The 24,479-nt window shown below is 63.0% G+C and carries 24 protein-coding genes and 2 tRNA genes; 15 read left to right on the top strand and 11 right to left on the bottom strand.

All coding sequences use genetic code 11. The annotated features are described in order from the left end of the window. Positions 1–5 precede the first annotated feature (5 nt). Positions 6–1,355 (top strand): FAD-binding oxidoreductase, encoded by a 1,350-nt coding sequence (locus SynM161_RS03915; RefSeq protein ID WP_186542036.1) that lies wholly within the window; start codon positions 6–8, stop codon positions 1,353–1,355. A 3-nt stretch (positions 1,356–1,358) separates the two neighbouring features. Here the strand turns inward: SynM161_RS03915 and SynM161_RS03920 are convergent, their stop codons facing one another. From SynM161_RS03920 to murA, 5 genes are all read right to left on the bottom strand, one after another. After that, positions 1,359–1,847, bottom strand: coding sequence for a pentapeptide repeat-containing protein (locus tag SynM161_RS03920; RefSeq protein ID WP_186542037.1), 489 nt, complete (start codon positions 1,845–1,847; stop codon positions 1,359–1,361). 53 nt (positions 1,848–1,900) lie between these two features. Continuing rightward, positions 1,901–3,115, bottom strand: a complete 1,215-nt coding sequence (locus SynM161_RS03925; RefSeq protein WP_186542038.1) for a folylpolyglutamate synthase/dihydrofolate synthase family protein — start codon at positions 3,113–3,115, stop codon at positions 1,901–1,903. Then, positions 3,116–4,297: an aspartate aminotransferase family protein gene (locus tag SynM161_RS03930; protein ID WP_186542039.1), complete on the bottom strand. Its 1,182-nt coding sequence runs from the start codon at positions 4,295–4,297 to the stop codon at positions 3,116–3,118. 13 nt (positions 4,298–4,310) lie between these two features. After that, positions 4,311–4,393, bottom strand: a tRNA-Leu gene (locus SynM161_RS03935). A 33-nt stretch (positions 4,394–4,426) separates the two neighbouring features. After that, positions 4,427–5,728 (bottom strand): UDP-N-acetylglucosamine 1-carboxyvinyltransferase, encoded by a 1,302-nt coding sequence (murA, locus tag SynM161_RS03940; protein ID WP_186542040.1) that lies wholly within the window; start codon positions 5,726–5,728, stop codon positions 4,427–4,429. A 149-nt stretch (positions 5,729–5,877) separates the two neighbouring features. Here murA and SynM161_RS03945 point away from each other — a divergent pair. The 6 genes from SynM161_RS03945 (at position 5,878) to SynM161_RS03970 (ending at position 10,190) form a co-directional block, all read left to right on the top strand. Continuing rightward, positions 5,878–5,961: transfer RNA gene (locus tag SynM161_RS03945), tRNA-Leu, on the top strand. Between the two features lie 32 nt (positions 5,962–5,993). Then, the gene (locus SynM161_RS03950; RefSeq protein ID WP_114988434.1) at positions 5,994–6,242 is read left to right on the top strand and encodes a hypothetical protein; all 249 of its coding nucleotides are present in this window, start codon (positions 5,994–5,996) and stop codon (positions 6,240–6,242) included. Positions 6,243–6,268: 26 nt separating this feature from the next. Next, the gene (locus tag SynM161_RS03955) at positions 6,269–7,102 is read left to right on the top strand and encodes an RNA methyltransferase (protein WP_186542479.1); all 834 of its coding nucleotides are present in this window, start codon (positions 6,269–6,271) and stop codon (positions 7,100–7,102) included. Beyond that, positions 7,099–8,541 (top strand): dihydrolipoyl dehydrogenase, encoded by a 1,443-nt coding sequence (gene lpdA, locus SynM161_RS03960; RefSeq protein WP_186542041.1) that lies wholly within the window; start codon positions 7,099–7,101, stop codon positions 8,539–8,541. Before SynM161_RS03955 ends, lpdA begins: the two co-directional genes overlap by 4 nt. A gap of 39 nt (positions 8,542–8,580) precedes the next feature. Then, a complete protein-coding gene (gene trpC / locus SynM161_RS03965) occupies positions 8,581–9,468 on the top strand; it encodes an indole-3-glycerol phosphate synthase TrpC (protein ID WP_186542042.1) in 888 nt (295 codons plus the stop codon). Positions 9,469–9,521: 53 nt separating this feature from the next. Continuing rightward, the gene (locus tag SynM161_RS03970) at positions 9,522–10,190 is read left to right on the top strand and encodes a hydantoin utilization protein A (protein ID WP_186542043.1); all 669 of its coding nucleotides are present in this window, start codon (positions 9,522–9,524) and stop codon (positions 10,188–10,190) included. Here the strand turns inward: SynM161_RS03970 and sodX are convergent. Genes sodX through SynM161_RS03990 form a run of 4 tightly spaced genes read right to left on the bottom strand, consistent with a single transcriptional unit; the run spans position 10,173 to position 12,052 of the window. Continuing rightward, entirely contained in the window at positions 10,173–10,505 is a 333-nt protein-coding gene (sodX, locus tag SynM161_RS03975; RefSeq protein WP_186542044.1) for a nickel-type superoxide dismutase maturation protease, read from the bottom strand. The genes SynM161_RS03970 and sodX overlap by 18 nt on opposite strands. Before the next feature lie 50 nt (positions 10,506–10,555). Continuing rightward, on the bottom strand, positions 10,556–11,029 hold the full coding sequence (gene sodN / locus SynM161_RS03980; RefSeq protein WP_114988428.1) for a superoxide dismutase, Ni: 474 nt from the start codon (positions 11,027–11,029) through the stop codon (positions 10,556–10,558). A gap of 42 nt (positions 11,030–11,071) precedes the next feature. Further along, on the bottom strand, positions 11,072–11,671 hold the full coding sequence (locus SynM161_RS03985; RefSeq protein WP_186542045.1) for an FKBP-type peptidyl-prolyl cis-trans isomerase: 600 nt from the start codon (positions 11,669–11,671) through the stop codon (positions 11,072–11,074). Positions 11,672–11,722: 51 nt separating this feature from the next. After that, a complete protein-coding gene (locus SynM161_RS03990; RefSeq protein ID WP_006850663.1) occupies positions 11,723–12,052 on the bottom strand; it encodes a phasin family protein in 330 nt (109 codons plus the stop codon). 53 nt (positions 12,053–12,105) lie between these two features. Between SynM161_RS03990 and SynM161_RS03995 the strand changes: the two genes are divergently transcribed. Beyond that, positions 12,106–13,521, top strand: a complete 1,416-nt coding sequence (locus tag SynM161_RS03995) for an apolipoprotein N-acyltransferase (protein ID WP_186542046.1) — start codon at positions 12,106–12,108, stop codon at positions 13,519–13,521. Here the strand turns inward: SynM161_RS03995 and mnmA are convergent. After that, on the bottom strand, positions 13,473–14,624 hold the full coding sequence (mnmA, locus tag SynM161_RS04000) for a tRNA 2-thiouridine(34) synthase MnmA (protein WP_186542047.1): 1,152 nt from the start codon (positions 14,622–14,624) through the stop codon (positions 13,473–13,475). The two genes, SynM161_RS03995 and mnmA, sit on opposite strands and share 49 nt — an antisense overlap. Before the next feature lie 49 nt (positions 14,625–14,673). Here mnmA and SynM161_RS04005 point away from each other — a divergent pair, with 49 nt between their 5' ends. Together SynM161_RS04005 and SynM161_RS04010 are read left to right on the top strand one after the other, a co-directional pair. Continuing rightward, positions 14,674–16,197 carry an NAD(P)H-hydrate dehydratase gene (locus tag SynM161_RS04005; RefSeq protein WP_186542048.1) on the top strand — a complete coding sequence of 508 codons (1,524 nt, stop codon included), beginning with the start codon at positions 14,674–14,676 and terminating at the stop codon, positions 16,195–16,197. Between the two features lie 179 nt (positions 16,198–16,376). Further along, positions 16,377–17,315 carry an RpoD/SigA family RNA polymerase sigma factor gene (locus SynM161_RS04010; protein ID WP_114988423.1) on the top strand — a complete coding sequence of 313 codons (939 nt, stop codon included), beginning with the start codon at positions 16,377–16,379 and terminating at the stop codon, positions 17,313–17,315. 45 nt (positions 17,316–17,360) lie between these two features. On the opposite strand, the gene pdhA is transcribed toward SynM161_RS04010, so the two are convergent. Beyond that, on the bottom strand, positions 17,361–18,446 hold the full coding sequence (gene pdhA / locus SynM161_RS04015; RefSeq protein WP_186542049.1) for a pyruvate dehydrogenase (acetyl-transferring) E1 component subunit alpha: 1,086 nt from the start codon (positions 18,444–18,446) through the stop codon (positions 17,361–17,363). 101 nt (positions 18,447–18,547) lie between these two features. On the opposite strand from pdhA, the gene SynM161_RS04020 reads away from it, so the two are divergent. The 5 genes from SynM161_RS04020 to SynM161_RS04040 all read left to right on the top strand — a co-directional run bounded on the left by SynM161_RS04020 (position 18,548) and on the right by SynM161_RS04040 (position 24,395). Next, positions 18,548–20,539 (top strand): IMS domain-containing protein, encoded by a 1,992-nt coding sequence (locus tag SynM161_RS04020; RefSeq protein WP_186542050.1) that lies wholly within the window; start codon positions 18,548–18,550, stop codon positions 20,537–20,539. A 68-nt stretch (positions 20,540–20,607) separates the two neighbouring features. Further along, positions 20,608–22,104, top strand: coding sequence for a signal recognition particle protein (gene ffh, locus SynM161_RS04025; RefSeq protein ID WP_186542051.1), 1,497 nt, complete (start codon positions 20,608–20,610; stop codon positions 22,102–22,104). Between the two features lie 79 nt (positions 22,105–22,183). Further along, positions 22,184–22,591, top strand: coding sequence for a 30S ribosomal protein S16 (rpsP, locus tag SynM161_RS04030; RefSeq protein WP_115133001.1), 408 nt, complete (start codon positions 22,184–22,186; stop codon positions 22,589–22,591). A gap of 8 nt (positions 22,592–22,599) precedes the next feature. Next, complete coding sequence (locus SynM161_RS04035; RefSeq protein WP_186495699.1) at positions 22,600–23,595, top strand: PhoH family protein; 996 nt, start codon at positions 22,600–22,602, stop codon at positions 23,593–23,595. A gap of 68 nt (positions 23,596–23,663) precedes the next feature. Then, the gene (locus SynM161_RS04040; protein ID WP_114988417.1) at positions 23,664–24,395 is read left to right on the top strand and encodes a Bax inhibitor-1 family protein; all 732 of its coding nucleotides are present in this window, start codon (positions 23,664–23,666) and stop codon (positions 24,393–24,395) included. The last annotated feature ends 84 nt before the right edge of the window (positions 24,396–24,479 follow it).

Consider the following 24,479-nt stretch of genomic DNA (forward strand, 5'->3'; position numbering starts at 1 on the left):
ACGCCATGGGTCGCGCCGAAGCCTTGATTGCCCTGCGGCAAGCCCTCAGCGTTGATCCGGAACTGGAGTTGTTGGATGAACCGGGGGAGCTGCAGCGCCATTCCCGGGACGCTTTTGAGTACTCCCCCGTGCTGACGCCGCGGCTGGAGGCCTGCCGTGCTGAGTTGGTGGTGCGTCCGCGCACGGTGGATGCCGTTGAACGGCTGGCTTCGGCCTGCGCCGAGCACCAGGTTCCCTTAACCCTGCGCGGCTCTGGGACAGGGAACTACGGCCAGTGTGTGCCTCTGCAGGGCGGCGTGGTGATGCTCACCACGGCCCTGCGGCAGATCCGCTCGATTGATCCGATCACCGGGGTGGTGACCGTGGAACCGGGCTGTGTGATGCGCGATCTGGATCAAGAGTTGCGCCGCCATGGACGCCAGCTGCGCTTGATGCCCAGCACCTGGCGCAGCGCCACCATTGGCGGCTTTGTGGCAGGGGGCTCTGGGGGCATCGGTTCCCTGCGCTGGGGCTTCCTGCGGGATCCAGGTCATCTGCTCGGGTTGGAGATCGTGCCGCTACGCCCCGATGCCCGGCGCCATCAACTCGGCGAGATGGATGCGGAGGCTTTGAATCACGCCTACGGCACCAACGGCATCATCACGGCCCTCAGCCTGGCCACAGCTCCAGCGGTCAACTGGCACCAGGTGAGCGTGGACTGCGAGCACTGGGAGCAGGCGATTGAGCTGATGCAACGGATCGCTGCCTCGGCCTTGGATCTCCATTTGGCGAGCCTGCTTGAACAGCCGCTGTTGCCCCGGATGCCCAGCTGGGGTGGTCCTGCCGTCTCGGCGCACCGGCTGCTGTTGCTCGTTGCCCCCGATGGGCTCAACAGCCTGCAACGGATGGCGCAGTCAGCTGGCGCCATCCTGCGGGATCTCGGCCCTGAGGATCTCTCCGGGGGCAATGGCTTGCGCGAGCTGAGCTGGAACCACACCACCCTGCATGTGCGGGCTTCAGAGCCGGGATGGACCTACCTGCAGATGTTGTTGCCGCAACCGGAGGCCCCAGCGATGGCGGCCTTGAAGCAGCGCTGGGGTGATGCCCTGCTCTGGCATCTCGAGCTTGTGCGTCAGCAGGGCTGTCCTCGGCTGGCGGCTCTGCCGCTCGTGCGTTGGCAGGGGGCAGATCAGCTGAACCGGTTGATGGACGACTGCAGGGCCGCGGGTGCCGTGTTGTTCAACCCCCACGTGATCACGGTTGAAGACGGCGGCCTTGGCGTCATCGATGCCGATCAGGTGGCGGCCAAGCAGCGCTTTGATCCCGAGGGCCTGCTCAATCCCGGCAAGCTTCGAGGTTGGGAGGAGCGCTCCTGAGGATCAGCAGCCCAAGCTGTCGAAGGTGGAAACTCCGGTGCTGGGGTTGATGCCATCGGCCTCGCTGCACAGCCGGCGTTGATCATCACGATCGAGCAGGGCATCCGTGAAATCGGCCCCCTCGATCTGAGCGTTGCTGAAGCTGCTGCCCGACGCAATGATCCCCGTCAGCACGGCATTGCGTAGATCGGTGGCGACGAAGTCGGCGCGATCCATCAGGGCGTCGGAGAGGTCAGCTCCCTGGAAATCAGCTTCGGCGAAGGCCCCTTGGGTGAGGATCGCGCCATGCAGGTTGGCGCCTCGGAAATTCGCTCGGCGGCCCACGGCTCCGGCGAAGGATGTGTTGGCCAGGTTCTGCCCCTCGAAGTCGCCGTTGCTCTGGTTGGTGAGCGTGTAGTCCACCTTTTCCTGGAACAGGGCACGATCCTGCAGTCCCACCTCAGCTGAGGTGTCCAGGGCCGGGGCCGGCGTTGCCATGAGCAGGAGGGGCATGAGAAGGCCCAGCAACCGGGAGATTCGCAGCACAGTTCACGCCCAAGCTGTGCTCACTCTGCCGTTACAACGCCGCGAGCGAACAGGTCACCGATCAGATAAAGCGATCCGGCAACAATCGGCATCGGTGTCGGCCATCCATTGCTGCTGAGCTGGTGCAGCACGCTTTCGAGGCCGTCGGCCTCCTGCAGCTGGTGCTCGAACTGGGGCAGATCCTGGAGGAGGGCCGACCGGCTCCAGCTCCTGTGGCTCGGCACCGGAATGATCCAGGCCTGGTCCTGGGGCTGCAGCAGCGTCTGGAGCATGGCGATAGCGTCCTTATGGGCTTGAATCGCCAGGATCCAAACAACACCGTTGCAGGCACCACTCCACTGGCTGCGTTCTTCGGCCAGCTGCACTGCGGCTGGTGGATTGTGGGCTCCATCGAGGCGAAGCGTGTGGACGCCCCAATGCACGGTTTGCAGGCGACCGGGCCAGTGGGCTTTGGCGAAGCTCTCCTGAATCACCGCCTCAGGCAACGACCAGCCCAAGCCCGAGAGGGCTTGCAAGGCACCGAGGGCCACAGCGGCGTTGCTGCGCTGAATGGCGCCGGGCAAGCCCAGTTGCCAGCTTGAATTCAGCGGCTTCACCCAGTGGAGCGTGGCCTGCTGAGTGCGGCAGGTTGTTTCCAGGACCTCCTGCACTTCAGGGGCTTGGGCGCCACTGATCACGGTGGCCTGAGGCGGGATCGCTGCCGCTTTTTCGGTTGCGATGGCGGTGAGGCTGTGGCCCAGGTGCTCGCAGTGGTCCATCCCAATGCTGGCGACGGCCACCACAGGACGGCAGGGATGGGCCGTGGTGGCATCAAGCCGTCCCCCCAGCCCCACTTCCAGCACCAGCAGGTCGCAGGCGTGCCGGTGGAACTCCAGCAGGGCGGCGGTCACCAGCAGTTCAAACGGGGTGAGCCGATGCCGTTCGTTCAGGGGCTGGAGCGCCTGCAACCGGCTGCGCAGGGTTTCAATCGCAATGGGGCTCCCCTGGATCCGGATGCGTTCACACCAGCTCACCAGGTGAGGGGAGGTGGTGACCCCGCAGCGGAGGCCGGCGGCACAGAGGGCTGATTCCAGAAAGCTGACGATGGATCCCTTCCCGTTGGTGCCCAGCACCTGAATCGCGGGAATCGTCCGACAGGGATGGTTGAGCTCGTGCAGGGCCGCATCCATGCGATCCAACTGCAGATCCATGCCACGCAGGTCGAAGCGTGGGATCAGATCAGACAGATCGTCCACTCAGCTGAGGCTGGAGAGGGTCGCCGCAAGACGGCGCAGCAGCTCGCGCACCTCGCGCTTGTTGATGCTCAGTGGGGGCACCATGCGCAGCACCGAGGGGCCGGCCGCTACCAGCAGCAGACCGTGGTCGATGGCGGCTTTCGCCAGCGCGGGGGCCGTCCAACTGCTGCCCTCCCGGATCACGATGCCCTGCAGCAGGCCCCAGCCCCGCACGCCTTGCAGGTGCTCGGGGAAACAGTTCACAAGCTCCTGGAGCCCGTCGCGCAGTTGTTCGCCTCGGGCTGTGACGTTGGTCAGCAGATCTCGTCGTTCGATTTCGGTAGCCACCGTCAACCCCGCCCGGCAGGCAAAGGGATTGCCGCCGAAGGTGCTGGCATGGTCGCCGGGTTCAAACACATCAGCTGACGCGTTCACCAGCAGGGCACCAATGGCATGACCACCGCCTAGGCCCTTGGCCAGGGTGAAGGCGTCAGGGGTGATGCCCAGTTGCTCATAACCCCAGAGGCGGCCACTCCGCCCCATGCCGACCTGCACCTCATCAAGGATCAGCAGGATGTTTCGCTCCGTGCAGATCTCGCGCAGGCGTGAGAAGAAAGTGCGGTCTCCAGGGTTGACGCCACCCTCTCCTTGCAGGGGTTCAACCAGAACGGCCGCGATCGAGGGACCGGACTGTTCGTAGCGGTTGATCAGGGCTTCGAGGGCCTTCAGATCGTTGTAGGGGAAATAATCAAACCCGGTCACCATGGGCTCAAAACCCTTGTGGTACTTAGGTTGACCGGTGGCGGTGACCGCCGCGAGCGTGCGGCCATGGAAGCTGGCTGCTGCCGTGAGGATCACCGGCTGTTCGATGCCGCGCCGTTGATGGCCGTGCTTTCGCGCCAGCTTGATCGCGGCCTCATTGGCTTCGGCGCCGGAATTGCAGAAGAAGACGCTGTCGGCACAGCTGTTGCGCACCAGCCAGCTGGCCAGCTCTTCCTGTTCCGGAATCCGATAGAGGTTGGACACATGCTGGAGCCGTCCCAGCTGCTTGCGCAGAGCCCGCTGCATGGCCCTGTCGCTGTGGCCCAGGGTGCAGGTGGCAATGCCAGCAACAGCATCCAGGTAGCGCCGCCCCTGGGTGTCCTTGACCCAGCAGCCCTTTCCCTTGGCCAAAGCCAAAGGGAAACGGCCGTAGGTGTTCATGACGGCGGAGGGATGGGAGCCGGGGGACTTGAACCCCCAAGACCAGTGGCCGGCTGATTTTGAGTCAGCTGCGTCTACCAATTCCGCCAGGCTCCCGCAAAGGGATTGTATTGATTGAAGGGCCCCTCTTCAGAGGATGTTGCGCTTCACCTCAGCGCCGGCCGCGCTGAGCTTGGCTTCGAGGTCGTCATAGCCCCGATCAAGGTGCTTCAGACCAGCCACTTCGGTGATTCCTTTGGCGGAGAGGCCAGCCAGCACCATGGCAGCGGCTGCACGGAGGTCGGTGCCGGTGACGGGCGCCGCGCTCAGCTGAGCCACGCCTTCAACGATGGCTGTGCTGCCCTTGAGCCGAATCGATGCCCCCATGCGCTGCAGCTCGGCCACATGTTGCAGCCGGTTTTCATAGATCTTCTCGCTGATCACGCTGGTGCCCTTCGCGGTGCACATCAGGGCCATGAACGGTGCCTGAAGATCGGTTGGAAACCCGGGAAACGGTTGGGTGGTGATGTCCACGGCAGTGATCTCGCCGGGGGTGATCGTCACGGCTCTCCCCTTGATCTCGATGGAGCAGCCGCAATCTCGAAGCTTTTGGATCACAGCGCTGAGATGCTCGGGAATCACGGGCTCCACCACCAGTGGTGAGCGCGTGATGGCGGCCGCCATCAGGAACGTTCCGGCTTCGATGCGATCCGGGATCACCGGATAGTTGGTGCAACCACGGAGCCGCTCCACCCCTTGAACGGTGATCACCGGGCCGCCAGCGCCGCTCACCTGGGCGCCCATGCTGTTGAGCAGGTTGGCCAGGTCCTGCACTTCAGGTTCCTGAGCAGCGTTTTCGATGGTGGAGACCCCATCGGCCAGCACCGCTGCCATCAGAATGGTTTCGGTGGCGCCAACGCTGGGGCAGTCGAGCACGATCTGAGCGCCTGTCAGGCGTTTTTTGCTGCCGGGCACTGAGGCCGTGACAATTCCGTGCTCCACGTTGACGACGGCGCCGAGGGCTTTGAGTCCGCGGATGTGTTCGACAACGGGACGAGCCCCGATGCGGCAACCCCCTGGAAGGGGGACCCGCGCATGTCCCAGGCGTCCGAGCAGGGGGCCAATACTGAAAAAACTGGCGCGAAGGCTGTTGACCAGCTCGTAGGGAGGTGCCGAGCCATTGAGCTCAGCGGAGGTGAGGCGAATGCAGTCCGACTGCCTGTCGACCTGAACCCCCAAAGCTTCAAGGATGGCGCTCATGCCATCGATGTCTGTGAGAGAGGGAATGTTGGTCAGCTCAATGGTCTCCTCACTCAGGAGGCTGGCTGTCATCAGCACCAGGGCGGAGTTCTTCGCACCGCTGACACGAAGTGTTCCCTTCAACGAATGTCCGCCGCTGACATTGAGGCGTTGCTTGAGACTCTCCTGAGACGCTTCTGCAACGGCCATCATTGATGAGCTGATCCCCTATGTCCGGATTTTGGCAACAGTCTTTGAGACCGTCTAGACGGCCGGCGTCCAAACTGGACAGTTTGTTGCGGGGCCGGGGCAGCCACTGATCGGCGATGCCCTATGTTCAACCGGTCGAACACGACACGCCAGCGGATGTGGCGGAATTGGTAGACGCGCTAGTTTCAGGTACTAGTGGTGGCAACATCGTGGGAGTTCAAGTCTCCCCATCCGCACTAACTTTGTCGGGTAGCAGCTCTCGACAACCATGATCGTTCTCAAGATCTCCAACGCTTCGGAAGTTGTTGCTTCCAAGGTTGGCAAGTTCCTTGAGCTGCTTACTCCTGATTCCATCGATCACACCACCGTTGAGGATCAAGTGATCAAAAAGATGATCGAAAACCTTGCGGCGGAGGGAATCAAGGGGGAGATCGCAGCCATCAACGGCCTTGAGTTGGATGGCGAAAATCTGAGCGTTCACAAAGGCCTGAACGTGCGCAAACACGCAGCGTTCTGAGTCGTTCTCTGGATTCCTCCTCTCCCCTGATCAGCAGCCGACGCAATCCCCTGGTCAAACGGCTGCGAACCCTGGCCACCCGTGCGGGGCGAGAGGCCGAGGGGGTGTTGCTTCTTGAGGGCACCCACCTGTTGCAGGAAGTTCTCAGGCAGGGCAACGCGCCCGAGGAAATCATCGCGACCGAAGCCTGGTTGCAAGGTCATTCGGCCTTTGCTGCACGTTGTTCCCAGACGCGGTGGCGGATCGTCACCGATGAGGTGTTGCGGGCTGCGCTCACAACGGTCACACCCGATGGTGTTGCCTGCCTGAGCCCCCTGGATCGACTGCCCACTGTCCCTCCAGAGCTGGATTTTCTCCTTGTCCTGGATCGGATTCAGGATCCTGGAAATCTGGGCACATTGCTGCGCACAGCCCTGGCGGCTGACGTCAACGCGGTCTGGATGGGAGCTGGTGTTGATCCCCTCGGCACGAAGGTGTTGCGGGCCTCTGCCGGTGCTCTGCTTCAGCTGCCGCATCAACGCTTTGGCCCGAGCGAAGCGATGGCGATTTCACAGCTTCAGCAGGAACTGAAGCGGCTGGTGGCCTTGGGTGTGCAGGTGGTGGCCACCCTTGTGCCCGATGCGACCAAGGCTGACCCCCCTATTCCCTACTGGGATCTCGACTGGACGCTGCCGACGGCGCTGGTGCTGGGAACCGAGGGTGCAGGTCTGCATCCGGACCTGCAGGCCTGCTGCACCCATGCCGTCACGCTCCCCCACAGCGCACGGGTGGAATCCCTGAATGTGGCGTCTGCCGCTGTTCCTCTCCTTCTGGAGCGGCGAAGAGCGACAATGACCGCCACATCGCAGCAGTTCGGGTGAGCGACGCCAGCTTCGACTTCGACGTCATTGTTATTGGAGCCGGCTACGGCGGCTTCGACGCTGCCAAACATGCCGCCGAACACGGCCTGAAGACGGCGATCGTTGAATCCCGCGATATGGGTGGCACCTGTGTGAACAGGGGCTGTGTTCCCTCCAAGGCGCTGCTGGCTGCCAGTGGAAAAGTGCGGGAACTGGCAGACGACAAGCACCTCGCGAGCTTCGGAATTCATGCTGCTCCTGTGCGGTTCGAGCGGCAGAAGATCGCCGATCACGCCAATCAGCTGGTTCAGACCATTCGCACCAACCTCACCAAAACCCTTGAGCGGGCAGGGGTGACGATCCTCCGAGGCCACGGCCGTCTGGAGGGCAGCCAGAAGGTGGGGCTACGGGAGCCCAGCGGGGTGGACAGGGTGCTGACCGCCAAGGATGTGATCATCGCCACAGGGTCTGATCCCTTTGTGCCGCCAGGCATCGAAACCGATGGCCGCACGGTGTTCACCAGCGACGAAGCCATCAACCTGGAATGGCTGCCCCGTTGGATCGCCATCATCGGCAGCGGTTACATCGGCCTTGAATTCGCTGATGTGTACACCGCCCTCGGTTGCGAGGTGACGATGATCGAGGCCATGGACAAGGTGATGCCCACCTTTGATCCCGACATCGCCAAGATCGCTGGGCGTCATCTGATTGATGGTCGCGATATCGATGCGCGTTCCGGTCTGCTGGCCCGCAAGGTCACCCCGGGTTGTCCCGTGCAGATCGAACTGGCTGATTTCAACAGCCGTGAACTGGTGGAGACCCTTGAGGTGGATGCCGTTCTGGTGGCCACAGGGCGTGTTCCCAGCAGCAAGGGCCTCAATCTGGAGTCGCTCAATGTGGAGACGAACCGTGGCTTTGTTCCGATCGACGACGCCATGCGCGTTCTGGTGAACGGCCAACCTGTTCCCCATCTCTGGGCCGTCGGCGACGTGACCGGCAAGCTGATGCTGGCCCACACGGCTGCTGCCCAAGGCACCGTTGCGGTGGACAACATCCTTGGCCATGGGCGCGAGATCGATTACCGCAGCATTCCGGCAGCCACCTTCACCCATCCCGAGATCAGCTCTGTTGGGCTGACCGAGGCGGATGCCAAAGCTTTGGCGGAGAAAGATGGCTTCCAGCTTGGTTCCGTTCGCAGCTACTTCAAGGCCAATTCCAAAGCTCTGGCTGAGCTGGACAGCGATGGCCTGATGAAGCTGCTGTTCAACAAAACCAGTGGTGAAGTGCTTGGCGCCCACATCTATGGACTACACGCCGCCGACCTTATCCAGGAGGTGGCCAATGCCGTTGCCCGGCGCCAGAGCGTGCGTCAGCTCGCCACCGAAGTGCACACCCACCCGACCCTCAGCGAGGTGGTGGAGGTCGCGTACAAGCAAGCTGCCGCCCAGCTGGCGGCCTGATCCCGTCCCAATTTTTCGTTCCAGTCTTTTCCCTCTTCCATGGAGATCCGCCGTCGTCCCCCCAACCCCAAGGTGCGGGTGGCCCATCTCGAATATGCGGTGCCCCACGACGACGAGGAACCGCGTCACATCCTGGAGAAGATTGTCTGGGAAAAAGATCGTGAGATCGATGCCGCCCGCGACAAGGTTCCCCTCGACAACCTGAAGCAGCAGATTGCCAAGCTTCCCCCCACCAAGGATTTCCTGGGGGCGCTTCAGGCGGCCGCCACGAAACCTGCGGTGATCGCTGAGGTGAAAAAAGCGAGCCCCAGCAAAGGGGTGATCCGTGAGAATTTCGACCCGGTGGCGATCGCCAAGGCCTATGCCGCTGGCGGTGCAAGCTGCCTCTCGGTGCTCACCGACAAAACCTTCTTCCAGGGTGGCTTTGATGTCCTGGTGCAGGTGCGTCAGGCCGTAGACCTGCCTCTGCTCTGCAAGGAGTTTGTGCTGAGCCCCTATCAGCTGTTCCAGGCCAGGGCGGCCGGGGCTGACGCGGTGCTGCTGATTGCTGCCATCCTTTCGGATCAGGATCTTCGTTATCTCAACAAGGCTGCGGCGGCTCTGGGCCTCACCGTGTTGGTGGAGGTTCACGACGCCACCGAAATGGACCGTGTGCTGAGCATTGGTGGCTTCCCCCTGATTGGAATCAACAACCGTGATCTCACCAGCTTCGAGACGGATCTGGCCACGACCGAACGGCTGCTGGTCGACTTCAACGATCGGTTGAAGCAACAGGGGGTGCTGCTGGTGAGTGAATCGGGTCTGTTCAGTCGGGCCGATCTCGACCGTGTGCAGGCCGCCGGTGCCGGGGCTGTGCTGGTGGGGGAAGCCCTGATGCGGCAGCCGGATGTTGAAGCTGGTCTGTTGCAGTTGATCCAGCCCGGTTAAGGCCGTTCCTCTTTCACTGCTGATGCACAATTGCAACATTCAGGCGGTTCTTTGTGCTGATTAGCGTTTTGACCGGTGTTGCAGCCGGGGCCGTTCATGTGGTGGGTGGTGCTGATCACCTGGTGGCAATGGCGCCCTTCTCACTGAGCAAGCCATGGGCCGCCTTTCGTCATGCCCTGGCTTGGGGCGTTGGTCATTCCACAGGAGTTGTGGTTCTGGCGTTGATCGCCATCGGTCTGAAAGACCTGGCCCATGTGGAGGCCATGTCGTCTTGGGCAGAATTCCTCGTGGGCGTGGCCCTGCTTGTGGTGGGTGCCCTGGCCGTGCGCACGGCGTTCGGGCTTGAACTGCACACCCATGAGCACCGCCACGATGGTGCCGCCGAGCATCGTCATCTCCATCTGCATGTGCGCGGCGCCAGCAACCACCGTCGCCACGTCCATGCCTCCTCGGGCCTGGGCTTGCTGCATGGACTGGCGGGGGCCAGTCACCTGCTGGCCGTGATCCCTGCTTTGGCCCTGCCGCCCCATGCCGCTGTGGGCTACCTCGTGGCTTACTTGCTTGGATCCATCGGCGCCATGGTGGCCGTTGTATCGGTTGTCTCGTTTCTCACCCTCCGCAGCGGTGCCCGGCTGATGCCCTTCCTCGTGGGCGGTACGGGTGCTCTCTCAATCATCACCGGGGCCATCTGGCTGCAGAAGACTTCACCGGCTCTGTTCTGATTCCCCGAGCGGGAGCCGGCCCACCACCTCACCAATCAACAGGTTGGCTGGCACCGCTCCGAGTTGGCGGCTGTCGGTGCTTTCAGCGGGGTTGTCTCCCAACAACCAAAGCCCTGTGCTGTCCATTCGGCTGAGGCGCTTGATTAGGCGCAGCCCGCTTCGCTTGGGATGCCAGGTCACGACCACGGATCCCAGGCTGGGTGCGGCCGTCTGTCCCAGCCGTCTGACTAGAACCCGGTCTCCCGGTTCAAGGCTGGGTTGCATCGATCGTCCTTCGATGCGCAGCAGCAGACGTCGCCCACAAAAAAGCAGCAACAGGTCGCGAAGACCTGCTGCTGCGATGGGGGGATTGGTTCTGTTTGAACTCAGGATGCGGTGACCCAGGCGTCGGAACGGCCCTTGGACTGCCAGAACATGCCGTGGATTTTTTCAACGGCGGCCATCAGTTCCTCAGCCTTGGCCTGATCGATGTTCACCTTGCAGGCGCTGCAGAGCTTGGCTGCTTTCCAGAAGGTGTCGTGCAGGTCGGGGAAGGTGGCCAGGTGATCGGGCTTGAAGTAGTCGGTCCAAAGGATCAACAGTTCTTTCTTGGTCTTCTGTGCTTCCTCTTCCTTGATGGCCACGTAGCGGCCGAAGGTGTTGTTGTAAGCAGCCAGGGCAGCGGCGTCACCAGCTGCGGGAGCTTCCATCGCCTTCAGCTTTTTGGTCATCGAAAGCACGGCTTCGGCTGCCACGCGAGCGGAAGCCGGGTCGTACACGCCACAAGGACCGTCGCAGTGGGCTTCTGCCACGGGGGCAGGGAGGGCACATGCAAGGGCGGAAAGGGCCGAGCGCAGCATCGGTTCAGAGCGGAATTGGCTTGAGATGAGCCTAGCTTCCGCTTACTTCCTCACGTCGAGCAGTTCCACCTCGAAGATCAAGGTTGCGTTGGGGGGAATCACACCACCGGCGCCACGGCTTCCGTAGGCGAGGTCGGAAGGGATCACCAGCTTGCGCTTGCCGCCCACTTTCATCCCGGCGACGCCTTCATCCCAACCCTTGATCACCCGGCCAGCCCCGAGGGGGAAGCTGAAGGGGGTTCCCCGGTCGTAGCTGGCATCGAACTGCTGCCCATCTTCCAGGGTGCCGCGGTAGTGCACCACCACCGTTTGGCCGGGGTTGGCCTCGTCGCCGCTGCCCACCTCCAGCTCGATAATTTTCAGACCACTGGCGGTGATGGTGGGGTCTGGTGCATCGAGGGGGCCGCCGAGGGCTGAGGCGTCGGCAGGAGCGGAATCGTTGGCCATGGCGAAAAGAGTCGGGTTGGGGTCGTCAGGGTCGAGTTCGAAGCTCAACGCCTTCTGGGGTTTCGAAGCCTCGCTGCGAACGGCAGCAGGCTGCGCCGGTGCTGCGGAAACGGTGGAGGGGGCCACGATCTGGCTGACCAGGGCCAGGAGCAGGCAGGCCACACAGACCGTTGTGCTGATGATGATGTCGCGCACGGAAAGGCTTCTGTTGCGCTGATTCTGACCCCCGGTCCGCGGCGTCGGCGTTCATTCAGGCCGGTTCATCTGCCGCAGCTGTTGCTCGAGGCGATCAATGCGGCCGCGCAGCTCATCCACTTCCTTCTGGCTTGGAACGCCGAAGTCCTGGAGAAGGTTGTCGCGGTTGCGTTCCAGGTTGCGCCCCATCTGCTGTTCCAGTTCGGGGGTTTCCCCGCGCAGGGCCTTGAGCACGTCGTCCACCAATGCGGACGCTTCGTTCGGATCCAGCCGGCCACTGCTCACCCAGTTCTGGGTGACGCCGCGCAGACGCTCAGCAACGAGGGTGGTGGTGCCCAGGCCGCGGAGCAGCAGTTGCTGAAGAGGATTCGCGGCATCCATGGCGACAGGTGGGCGGGTCCGATCCAGGATGCCTTTGGCCGGGACTGCTGACCATGGGCAATCACCAACTGCAGGCCGGATCGCGGGCCCTGTTGGGCGGCGTCCTGGCCGGCGTGGCTCCCTCCCTCGGCGGCCCCCTGCTGATGGTCCCTGCCCTGGCGCTGCTCTGGTCCGTGGTGGAGCGTCCCCGCTGGTCGGCGGCCTGGGGACTGCTGGCCGTTTTGATCAGCCACCGCTGGTTGCTGGCCCTGCATCCACTCACCTGGATGGGCGTTCCCGCCTGGCTCAGCCTGCCTGTGGCACTGGCCCTCTGGTTGGCCTGCGGGAGCCTTGCCGCTCTGCTCCTGGCCGGATGGTCTGTGCTGTCGCGGCGTCTGCCTCGCCGTTGGCCGCGTCCAGTGCGGCTGATGCTGCTGGCCGGGCTCTGGGCCCTGGCTGAACTGGTGCTGTCGGGGTCGCCGTTGTTCTGGATCGGCGTTGGCGGCACAACCCTTCCCTGGGACCGCCCCCTGGCGGGATTGGCCCGCTGGTTCGGTTCCGGAGGGCTGACCTGGCTGCAGTTGTGCTGGGGCTGCTGCCTGCTGGCGCTGTTCGAGCAACCCGCAGCCTGGCGTCGCTGGGGCCTGTTCGGATTGGCCAGTGTGCTTCTGGCCCATGGCTTGGGCAGCTGGCTGTTGTTGGCGCCGCCGCCGCCGGTCGGTTCCGTTGCTCTGGGGGTTTGGCAACCCGCTGTTCCCACGCGAGAAAAGTTCGATCTGGAGCGTCAACGGGCGCTTCCCCAAGCTCTGGTGGAGGCGATGCGTCAGCTGGAGCCCACCAGTCCGGCTGCTGTGGTGGCTCCGGAAGGAGCGCTGCCGGCGCGTTTTCAGCCGCCGGTTGAGGCTCCAGCGATTCCTTTGATCAGTGGCGGATTTCGTTGGGTGCGGGGTCAGCAACGCAGTTCTCTGTTGCTGTACGAGCCGCCCGACTGGTTTCCCGTGCCTCTGGCTGACAAGCACCGTCTGGTGCCGATCGGGGAATGGATTCCGCCCCTGCCCGCCGGGCTGAAGGCAGGACTGTCTGCGGTGGGTGGGTTGACCCCCGGTCCGGCCCCGAGAACGATGGCGGTGGTTGAACCCCCTGCGGCCGTCGCGATCTGCTACGAGATTGCCGATGGTGTGGCTCTGGCCCGTGCCGCTGCCGATGGCGCCACCTGGCTTCTGGCCATTGCCAATCTCGACCCCTATCCGCTGCAGCTGCAGAAGCAGTTCCTGGCCCTGGCGCAGTTACGGGCGATCGAGACAGGACGGGATCTGCTCAGCGTCGGCAACACAGGCCCCACGGCGCTGATTTCGGCCAACGGGTCGGTGCAGTGGTTGCTTGCACCTGAGGCTCCAGGCGTCGCTGAGGCCCTCGTTCAGGTGCGCCAGCGCGTCACGCCCTATTCCCGTTGGATCAGCCCCCCACCCAGAACGGTGTCGCCGTCGTAGAAGACCGCCGCCTGGCCTGGCGTGATCGAGAACTGCTCCTCCTCAAAGCTGAGGCGGCAGCGGTGGGGCCGCTGCCGCTGCTGATCGGCCTCAGTGGCCGGGAGGGGTGAAAGCTCCGCACGCACCGGCGCACTCCGGTAGCGCACTTGCACCTCAACGGTTCGTAGCGCCTCGATCGGGGCAATCGACACCCAGTTCACCGCACCCACCACGCAGCTGTCTCGGCCGGCTTCGGCCCGGGGTGCGACGACCACTCGATTCATCGCAGCATCAAGGCGGATGACGTGAAGCGGTTCGCGCCAGGCCACACCGAGCCCTTTGCGTTGGCCGATGGTGAAGTGTTCGATGCCGTCGTGCTCGCCCACAACAGTTCCGTCCGAAAGCACGATTTCCCCCTGCCGCGGGGGCAGATAGGCATCCAGGAACGCCCGCATCGATCCGTGGTGGTCGGCCAGGCAAAGATCCTGGCTTTCCGGTTTTTCTGCGGTGCGCAGACCGTGGCGGGCGGCTTCGAGCCTTGTGTCGGGTTTGGTCAGTTCCCCCAAGGGAAAAACGATGCGCCCCAGAACCTCCTGGGGCAGGTCGTAGAGGAAATAGCTCTGGTCCTTGCGGGTATCGAGGCCCCGCAACAGCTGATGGCGCCCTTGATCGCCGCCATGGCGGATCCGGGCGTAGTGGCCGGTGGCGATGCGGGGCAGCTTGCGCTCCTGCAGGGCCCAATCAAGCATCGGTCCGAATTTCACCGATCGATTGCACTGGGAGCAGGGCAATGGCGTGATCCCATCGCGATAACCATCCACCAGCCGTTGCACGATCTCCTGCTGGAACGTCTCCCGTGTGTCCACCACGTGATGGGGAATGCCGAGCTGCTCACAGATGCCGGCTGCATCCACCAGCCCCTCGGCGCAACAGGCCCCTTTCCCGCTCATCAGCCAGAGGGTCAGGCCTTCCACCTGCCAGCCCGCTTCCACCAGCAGTGCCGCCGTCAGGGAACTGTCGACGCCTCCAGAGAGACCAACGGCCACGCGGTGCTCCCCGGGCCATTGCCGCAGGCGCTCAAGAGCAGCCTCTCCAGCGCGGGTTGTGGTGGATCCAACGGCCATGGGCGGCGCAGGGAGTTCTCTCCATAGTGAGGTCCCGGCAACGCAACTGGTGTGGCCTCCCGCTGATTCTGATCATCTGCTCGTGGATGCCGCGTCCATGGCCGCCTGCGAACAGAGGTTGTTCGACAGCGGCATGCCTGTTGCGGCCTTGATGGAGAAGGTGGGGCTGGCCATGGCGGCTTGGCTGCTGGCGCGCCGGGATCTGCTGCGCCATGGCGTGGTTGTCCTGGTGGGGCCCGGTCACAACGGTGGCGATGGTTTGGTGGTGGCTCGGGAGTTGCACCTTGCTGGCGTTGAGGTGTCCTTGTGGTGTCCCCTGCCGATTCGCAAGCCCCTCACCGCTGAACATCTGCGCCATGGCGAGTGGCTTGGTCTGCAGCGCCTGGCTGACGAGCCCGAACCCGGCGGAGCCGCACTTTGGCTTGATGCGGTGTTCGGTCTCGGCCAGAGTCGGCCGCTGCCTGAGTTCTTGGCGGATTTGTTCCGGCGTCGGCAGCAGCTGCAGCCTGGGTCGTTGATCAGTCTGGATCTGCCGTCAGGCCTTTGTTCCGACCAAGGAACCGTGCTGGGCGAGCAGGCAGCCTGTGCCTCGGTCACCCTCAGCGTTGGCTGGATCAAGCGCGGGTTGTGTCTGGACCCGGCCCGTCCCTGGGTGGGTGCGCTGGTGCGGATCGATCTTGGCTTGCCGCCTTCGGTGATGAGCAACGCCGCTGCGGTCTTGCCGCGCCGCCTGCCGGTGACAGAGGCCTGCTCGGCCCCGTTACCGCCGCTGCCGCCCACGGCGATGAAGTACGAACGCGGCCGCTGCCTGGTGGTGGCGGGCAGTGATCGTTATCCCGGCGCAGCACATCTGGCGCTGCGGGGGGCCATGGCCAGTGGCTGCGGCTGTGTGCAGGCCGTTGTGCCGCCCCGTCTGCAATCCGGCTTGTGGCAGGTGTTGCCGGAGGTGATGCAACTGGAGGACGCGGTGATTCCAGAGCGGCTGGATGCGGTTTTGGTCGGTCCCGGTCTGGGGGAGTCCAGCCATTGGTGGAGCCAGTGGTCGGAGCAGATGCTCAGCGTCGCCGGTTTGCTGGTGCTCGATGCCGATGGCATCAACGGTCTGGCGGCCAGTCCGGAGGGGTGGCGTTGGTTGTTGAAGCGGCGGGGGCCCACCTGGCTCACGCCCCATGCGGCCGAGTTTGCGCGGTTGTTTCCAGACTGTGGAGCAGGTGACGCGCTGGTAAGGGCGATCTCCGCAGCCCGCTGCAGCGGTTGCTGCATTTTGCTGAAGGGGGCGCATTCGGTGCTGGCGGATCCATCGGGTGCAGCCGTGGTGCTGACCGGCACGACCCCACGGGTGGCCCGCACCGGCCTGGGTGACGTGCTGGCCGGTTTTGCCACCGGTTGGGGTGCCCAGGCGGTGGCAGCACAGCAGCAGCCTGGGCTGGAAAGCTTGACGGCCGCTGCGGCTTTGCACGGTTTGGCGGCCGTTCGTGCTCGCTCCAGTGATGCTTCTGCGATTGCGGATTGTTTGAAAATCAATACAGCGCGGTGTCAGAAAAAGCAAACAACGATGTTCAACGAAGTCTGAACAAATGATTCGTTTTGATTGCCTCGGCTGGCAGGTCTCAAAAGAGCTTTTCTTGGTTTTTAAATCTTTCGTAAATCTGAAATGTTGCGGTTTGCTGTTCTGAATCTGAAGGGTTGCTGAAAACACTTCGACATTCTTTCTGTTCGTAGGAAAGTCATCTCACTTCCGCAGCACCCAAGGTGTCCACAGCTTCCAAGCCGCTGGAGACGCAACGCCGGCGCAGCAGCGACCCCGTCAGTTGGTATCTCGCCACCATCGGCAGAATTCCACTCCTCACCCCAGCTGAAGAAATCGAGCTGGGCAATCAGGTACAGGCCATGATGGCCCTCACCGAAGACGGTTCCCGTGAGTTCGAGGATGGAGAACTCACCACGGCACAGCGCCGTCTTCTGAGGATCGGTCGCCGTGCCAAAGAGCGGATGATGAAGGCGAACCTTCGTCTTGTGGTCAGCGTTGCCAAGAAATATCAAGGCAAAGGTCTGGAATTGCTCGACCTGATTCAGGAGGGCTCCCTCGGCCTGGAACGTGCTGTCGAGAAGTTCGATCCCACCCGGGGGTACAAGTTCTCCACCTATGCCTTCTGGTGGATCCGCCAGAGCATGACCCGCGCCATTGCCTGTCAGTCGCGCACGATCCGGCTCCCTGTCCATCTCAGTGAGCGGCTCACCACGATCCGCAAGGTGAGTCTTGATCTCGCCCACAAGCTCGGCGCCATGCCCAGCCGTGTGGAGATTGCCGAAGCCATGGACATCCCCTTGGATGAGCTGGATTCGCTGCTGCGTCAGGCGCTCACCACCAGCAGCCTGGATGCTCCCGTCAACGGTGAGGAGGGGCGCAGCTTCCTTGGGGATCTGATCGCTGATTCATCCCTCGATGAACCGCTCGAGATCGTGGAACAGCGGATTCATCATGAGCAGCTGGGCCGCTGGTTGAGTCACCTCAGCGAACAGGAGCAGCACGTTCTGCGCATGCGCTTCGGGCTTGAGGGCAACGAGCGGCACACCCTGGCTGAAATCGGACGCCTGATGGAGGTGTCTCGCGAGCGGGTGCGTCAGGTTGAACTCAAGGCGCTGCGCAAGCTGCGGAACCTCACCCGCCGTCTCCCGAGCGGCATTTGAGCCGCCTCGCGAGATGTTGGTTTCAACGGATCCCGTTCGGTTTAATCAGTGTTCCGCCCAGATGTAGCGCGTGAGTTCTGCGGGATCTGGCTCGGGTGCCGAGAGGGCGAAGTCAACGCAGTCCTGAACGATGCCGTCGATCTCCTTTTCGATGGCGCGCAGCTCTTCGCTGTTCACCAGACCCGCTTGGGTCAGGTCCCGCTCGAGGGCTTTGAGGGGATCACGCTTGGCCCAGAACTGCTTTTCTTCCTCCGCCCGCAGTTCGTCCGGGTCGGCCAGGGAATGACCGCGGAAGCGATAGGTGAGGCACTCCAGCAAGGTCGGACCTTCACCCGCCCTGGCCCGTTCCACGGCGCGTTGGGCCGCTGCCCGCACCGCCAGAACGTCCATGCCATCCACTTCTTCTCCGGCCATGCCGAAGGAGCTGGCCTTGCGCCAGATCTCCGGGTCACTGGTGGCCCGGTCGTGGGCCATACCAATGGCCCACTTGTTGTTCTCGACCACGAAAATGATCGGCAGCTTCCACAGCTGCGCCATGTTCATGCACTCGAAGAACTGACCGTTGTTGCAGGTTCCATCGCCGAAGAACGCTGCTGTCACGGCGTTGCTGGAGGCATCACCGAGGGCGTCGCGCTTGTAGCGGCTGGTGAAGGCAGAGCCGAGTGCCACGGGAATGCCCTCAGCGATGAAGGCAAAGCCGCCAAGAAGGTGATGCTCCTTGGAGAACAGGTGCATTGAGCCGCCACGCCCCTTGCTGCAACCGGTCTCCTTGCCGAAGAGTTCGCTCATCACTTCGCGGGCCGGCACGCCGGCACTCAAGGCATGCACGTGGTCGCGGTAGGTGCTGCAGAACCAGTCGTGCTGACGCTTCATCGCACCGATCACACCGGTGCTCACCGCTTCCTGACCGTTGTAGAGGTGCACGAAGCCAAACATCTTGCCCCGGTAGTACATCTCGGCGCATTTGTCCTCGAAGCGCCGGCCCAGGGTCATGTCCCGGTACAGCTCCAGACCGGTCTCCCGGTCCACGCTGGCCCGTTGTGCCGTCACCAATTTGGAGAGCCGTTCGGCATGGGGACCAGCAGTCGCAGTGCCAATCGGAGCGGAATCGACAGCGAGGTCCTGACCCATGTCCACCTAAGGGATTGCAGTCAACTTTAAGGGCCAACCGACGAGCGATGGGCAAAACCCCTGACACTGACTAAGATCCGCGTCTCCTCGCAGCGGTGCTGTTGGATCTGCCCATCGATCATTTCCGACTTCTGGGCGTCAGTCCATCGGCAGCCCCAGAGGCTGTTCTGCGCCGCTTGGAAACCCGCTGTGACAGTCCTCCGGATCAGGGCTTCACCCACGAGGTTCTGCTCCAAAGGGCCGATCTGCTGCGCCGCTCCGCCGATCTGCTGACAGATCCCGCCGACAGGGCCGAGTACGAAGCAGCCCTGTTGCGCCTCAGTGAATCCCATCCCAACGGCACGGTGGGCTTGGACCTTCCCACCAGCAGTGAGGTGGCGGGCCTGATGCTGCTCTGGGAGGCCAATGGCGCTCTCGAGGCCTTTCAGCTGGCGCGGCAGGGTCTCCAGCCCCCTCAGGCTCCCGCCCTCGGCAGTGGCCGTGAAGCGGACCTGACGCTCCTGGCCGCCCTGGCCTGCCGCGATGCTGCTGTGGAGGAACAGGACCAACGGCGCTATGAGTCGGCGGCCCAACTTTTGATCGACGGCATTGAGCTGCAACAGCGGATGGGCAAGCTGCCCGACCAGCAGCGCCAGCTGGAAGACGCCCTGCAGGGGCTGACTCCTTTCAGAATTCTCGATCTGCTCAGCCGAGATCTTGGTGATCAGGATTCCCATCAACGGGGGTTGAAGCTGTTGGATGAGCTGGTCGTGGCCCGTGGTGGTCTCGAGGCGACCGATGCCTATGGCGTTCAGCCCGGCAGCCTCAACCAGGAGGATTTCGAATCGTTCTTCCAACAGATTCGCCGCTTCCTCACCGTTCAGGAGCAGATCGATCTGTTCAGCCGCTGGTTTGAGCGGGGCGCAGCTGATGCCGGTTTCCTCACAGTTCTGGCCCTCACCGCAGCAGGGTTCTCGCGGCGAAAGCCTGAATTTCTCGAGCAGGCTCGCGATCGGCTGCAGACGCTTGCCAATGCCGACCTCGATCCCATGCCGCTGCTTGGCTGCCTGGATCTGCTCTTGGGCAACGTCAAGGATGCGGATCGGCATTTCGCGCTTTTGCGTGATCCGGATCTGCAGGCCTGGTTTTTGAACCATCCTGGTGATCGGTTGGCCGCGCAATGCGAGTACTGCCGGGCCTGGCTTGAACGCGATGTCTTGCCGGGATATCGCGACGTCGATGCCTCTGGTGTTGATTTGGATGCCTGGTTTGCTGATCGTGACGTGCAGGGCTTTGTCGATCGTCTCGATCGCAAGGCGTCGCGCCAGATCGGTGCCGAAGAAATCACCCTGGCCTGGGCAACGGCAGGCGATGCATCCCTTGCGGCCTCGAGCGACGCAGCTGAATCAGATCAGGACGTTGACTCCGAAGACACGGATGCCATGCCTTTCTGGCAGCAACGTTTTTGGCAGCCAAGTTGGTTCCGCCCCGCTGCTGCCGCTGTTGCACTGGTCGGGATCACCGTTGCGGGTTTCGCCCTGCTTCGACGCAACTGGGATCCTGCGCCGCTGCTGCCGGAAATCGCTTCACTCTCCGCTGAGGAAGAGGAGGTTGAAGGTAAGCAGGAGCTCGATGCCGTTTCATCCACGGTGGATGACGAGCTCCTGGATGACGAGCCCATCGCGAGCCTGAAGCCCGACCTTGAGCCTTCAGCGCCCTCAGAACCACTACTCAGTAATGACCCCACGGAAGCCGAGCTTCAGGCTTTGCTCCAGGGATGGCTTGATGCCAAGGCGTTGATGCTCTCCGGTGAGCCGGCTGAACTTTCCGTCGTGGCGAGGGAGCCCCTGGTGAAGCGCGTGGAGCAGGAGCGGGACGCTGATAAAGCTGCAGGGCGATCCAAGTCGATTGATGCCTCCATCACCACCATCGAGGTGGTCGATCGCAGCCCTCAGAGGATCGAACTGCTGGCCCAGGTGGCCTACAGCGATCGCCTTCAGGCTGCTGACGGCACCGTGATTGATGAGACGGCACCGACTGATTTCATCGTCACCTATGTGCTCGGCAGAGATGGAACCCAATGGCGTTTGCACGACTACATCCCGGGCTCCTGAGTTGCTTGCCCGGGTTGCTTGACCGTCGCTTTTTACGATCACCACATTGATCCAGGGGCGTAACGCCGATGTTCGACGAGCTTTCAGCCCGTTTTGAGGATGCGGTCAAGGGGCTGCGTGGCCAAGACAGCATCAGCGAAACCAACGTCGATGGAGCCCTGAAGGACGTCCGTCGGGCCTTGCTGGAAGCTGACGTCAGCCTGCCGGTGGTGAAGGAGTTCGTGGCTGAGGTCCGCGACAAAGCCGTTGGTGCGGAGGTGGTGCGCGGGGTCAGCCCGGATCAGAAGTTCATCCAGGTGGTCCATGAACAGCTCGTGGAGGTCATGGGGGGCGATAACGCTCCTCTGGCCAAGGCAGCTGAAGCTCCCACCGTCGTTTTGATGGCCGGTCTTCAGGGTGCCGGTAAAACCACCGCAACGGCCAAGTTGGGCCTCCACCTCAAGGATCAGGGGCGACGAGCCCTGATGGTGGGCGCCGACGTTTACCGACCAGCCGCCATCGAGCAGTTGAAAACGCTCGGTGCTCAGATCGATGTGGAGGTGTTCAGCCTCGGTGCTGAGGCCAAACCGGAAGACATTGCAGCCGCTGGTCTGGCCAAGGCGAAAGAGGAAGGCTTCGACACGCTCCTGGTCGACACCGCCGGTCGCCTCCAGATCGACACCGAGATGATGGAGGAGATGGTGCGGATCCGCACCGCTGTGCAGCCCGATGAGGTGCTGCTTGTGGTGGATTCGATGATCGGTCAGGAAGCGGCCGAACTCACCCGCGCCTTCCACGACCAGGTGGGCATCACCGGAGCGGTGCTCACCAAGCTTGATGGTGATTCCCGCGGTGGTGCCGCCCTTTCGATCCGCAAGGTGAGCGGTCAGCCGATCAAGTTCATCGGCACCGGAGAGAAGGTGGAGGCCCTGCAGCCGTTCCATCCCGAACGGATGGCCAGCCGCATCCTCGGCATGGGTGATGTGCTGACGCTGGTGGAGAAGGCCCAGAAGGAGGTCGAACTCGCCGACGTCGAAAAGATGCAGAAGAAGCTGCAGGAGGCGACGTTTGATTTCTCGGACTTCGTGAAGCAGATGCGCTTGATCAAGCGCATGGGCTCGCTGGGGGGTCTGATGAAAATGATCCCGGGCATGAACAAGATCGATGACGGCATGCTCAAGCAGGGGGAGCAGCAGCTCAAGCGCATCGAGGCCATGATCGGCTCGATGACTCAGCAGGAGCGGGAAAATCCCGACCTCCTGGCGAGTCAACCCTCAAGGCGTCGCCGGATTGCCAGCGGCAGCGGCCATCAGGCCTCAGATGTGGACAAGGTGCTGGCCGACTTTCAGAAAATGCGCGGCTTCATGCAGCAGATGAGCCAGGGCAACATGCCCGGCATGGGAGGTATGCCCGGGATGGGTGGAATGCCTGGGATGCCCGGAATGGGTGGCATGCCGGGCATGGGCGGAATGCCAGGAATGCCTGGAATGGGTGGCATGCCCGGGGGTGGAGGTCGTCCCGGTCGCGGTGGACCACCGAAGCGGCAGCGACCCGCCAAGAAGAAGAAGGGCTTCGGGGATCTGTGAGGGCGGAACGGTATGGTGGTTGTTTGGCGGGCCTTTGGGCGTCGCCGGACCACCTCTTTTCCTTCATTCCAGGGCCACGATGATCAAGCTCCGCCTGAAGCGGTTTGGCAAGAAGCGGGAAGCGAGCTTCCGCCTCGTGGCCTGCAACAGCACCTCACGTCGGGACGGTCGTCCCCTGCAGGAGCTGGGCTTCTACAACCCGCGGACGAAGGAAACGCGCCTCGACACCGAGGCCATCCGTGAGCGTCTGGGTCAGGGTGCCCAACCCACCGATGTGGTTCGCACGCTGCTCGAGCGCGGCGGTCTTCTGGAAAAGACCGTGCGTCCTGCAGAGACCGTGGGCAAGGCCAAGCAAGCGGCCAAGCGTGAAGCTGATGCCAAGCAAGCCGCCAAGGAGGCTGCTGAGGCCAAGGCTGCAGCCGCTGAGGAGAAGGCTGCAGAAGCTGAAGCTTCTGATTCCGCAGAATCCGAATCCACCGAGGGCTGATCATTCCGGTGTCTGACGACGGCGAACGCGGCCGTTTCGTTCTCGACCTGCCTGATCCCGATGCTGCACTGGCCCTCGCCGGTGAAGCGGAAACAACCCTGCATCGCCTGGAAGCTCTGACAGGAGCCTCCATGGTGTTGCGGGGTCTTCAACTGGTGATCACCGGGCGGCCAACGCAGATTGAGAGGGCTGCTGCGGTTGTGGAATTGGTGCGCCCGATCTGGCAGGACGGCCAGTCGGTTTCACCTGTGGACCTTCAGTCGGCGCTGGGAGCCCTCAACACCGGCCGCGGCGATGACCATGCCGCCATGGGCGAGCAGGTGTTGGCGAAGAGCCAGAAGGGCAATCTGCTGCGCCCGCGCACCCTGCGCCAGAAGAAGTACGTGGATGCCATGGAGCGCCACGACCTCACCTTTGCCCTCGGTCCTGCCGGCACCGGCAAAACCTTTCTCGCCACTGTTCTCGCGGTTCGGATGCTCACCGAACGCAAGGTTGAGCGTTTGATTCTCACCCGGCCGGCTGTTGAAGCCGGGGAGCGCCTGGGCTTCCTGCCGGGCGACCTGCAGCAGAAGGTGGACCCCTATCTGCGTCCGCTCTACGACGCTTTGCACTCCCTGCTCGGAGCGGAGAAAACCACTGTGCTGTTGGAGAAGGGCGTGATCGAGGTCGCTCCCCTGGCTTACATGCGAGGCCGCACCCTGAGCGATGCCTTTGTGATCCTGGATGAGGCTCAGAACACCACGCCGGCTCAGATGCGCATGGTGCTCACCCGCCTGGGGGAGCGTTCGCGAATGGTGGTGACCGGAGACATCACCCAGGTGGATCTTCCGTCCACCGTGCAGAGCGGTTTGGTGGAGGCGTCCGAGGTGTTGGAGGGCGTTGAAGGGGTTGCGGTCTGCCGCCTCACCGCTGCGGATGTGGTGCGCCATCCCCTCGTGCAGCGGGTGGTGGAGGCCTATGCCCGCCGGGACGAACGCAAAACGCCCAAAGTTCAGCGTCGATAGGGAGATCCACACCCCAATCCCTTGTCACCGCTGGCAGGATGTGATGAGTCTTTGGTGACCTGGTCGACATGCCAGCAAGTAGCAATTTCCAGGAGGCGATCCGCGAGGCGCAATCGAGCGCCCTCGTCGGCCCCAACGTCGTCAATAAAGCGCTGCCCTACGTCGGCGGCGGCATGGTGCTCACCTCAATCGGGGTGATTGGTGGTCTCTCGATGATGGCCACACCGCTGTTCATGCCCCTGTTCTGGGTGGCTGTGATCGGCAACCTGGTGCTGTTCTTCGTGGCGCAGAACGTCGCCTTGAAGGGCAACAACGCCACAGCCTTGCCGCTGCTGTCGGTCTACAGCCTGATCACCGGGTTCACCCTGAGTGGCCTCGTGGCTTTGGCGGGGGCCGTTGCGGGTGTGGGTGCGGTCGGCACCGCCGCACTGGCCACCGGAATCACCTTCGTGATTGCCTCGATCGTTGGCCGTCGCATGAGCGATTCCGTTGGTCAGGCGCTCTCTGGAGTGGTGGGTCTTGGATTGATCGGCCTGATCCTGGCGATGGTCGTCCAGTTCATCGGCGGCATCTTTGCCCCTGCCATGTTCCATGGCACCAGCTTTGAGCTGATGATCGCCGGATTCGGCACCGTGCTCTTCGTGGGCGCCGCCTTCGTCGACTTTTACACGATGCCCCGCTCCTACCGGGATGACCAATACCTGGCAGGTGCCCTGAGCATGTACCTCACCTACATCAACCTCTTCATCTTCATCCTGCGCCTGATCATTGTGCTCAACGGTGGTGGTCGTCGCGACTGATCGTTCAGGCTGATCGTCGCGACTGATGATGCCAACGCAGTCGAATCAACCTTCGCCCCGGCCTGTCCGGGGCTTTTTTTATGG

This window comes from Synechococcus sp. M16.1, assembly GCF_014279895.1.
Lineage (GTDB): Bacteria > Cyanobacteriota > Cyanobacteriia > PCC-6307 > Cyanobiaceae > Parasynechococcus.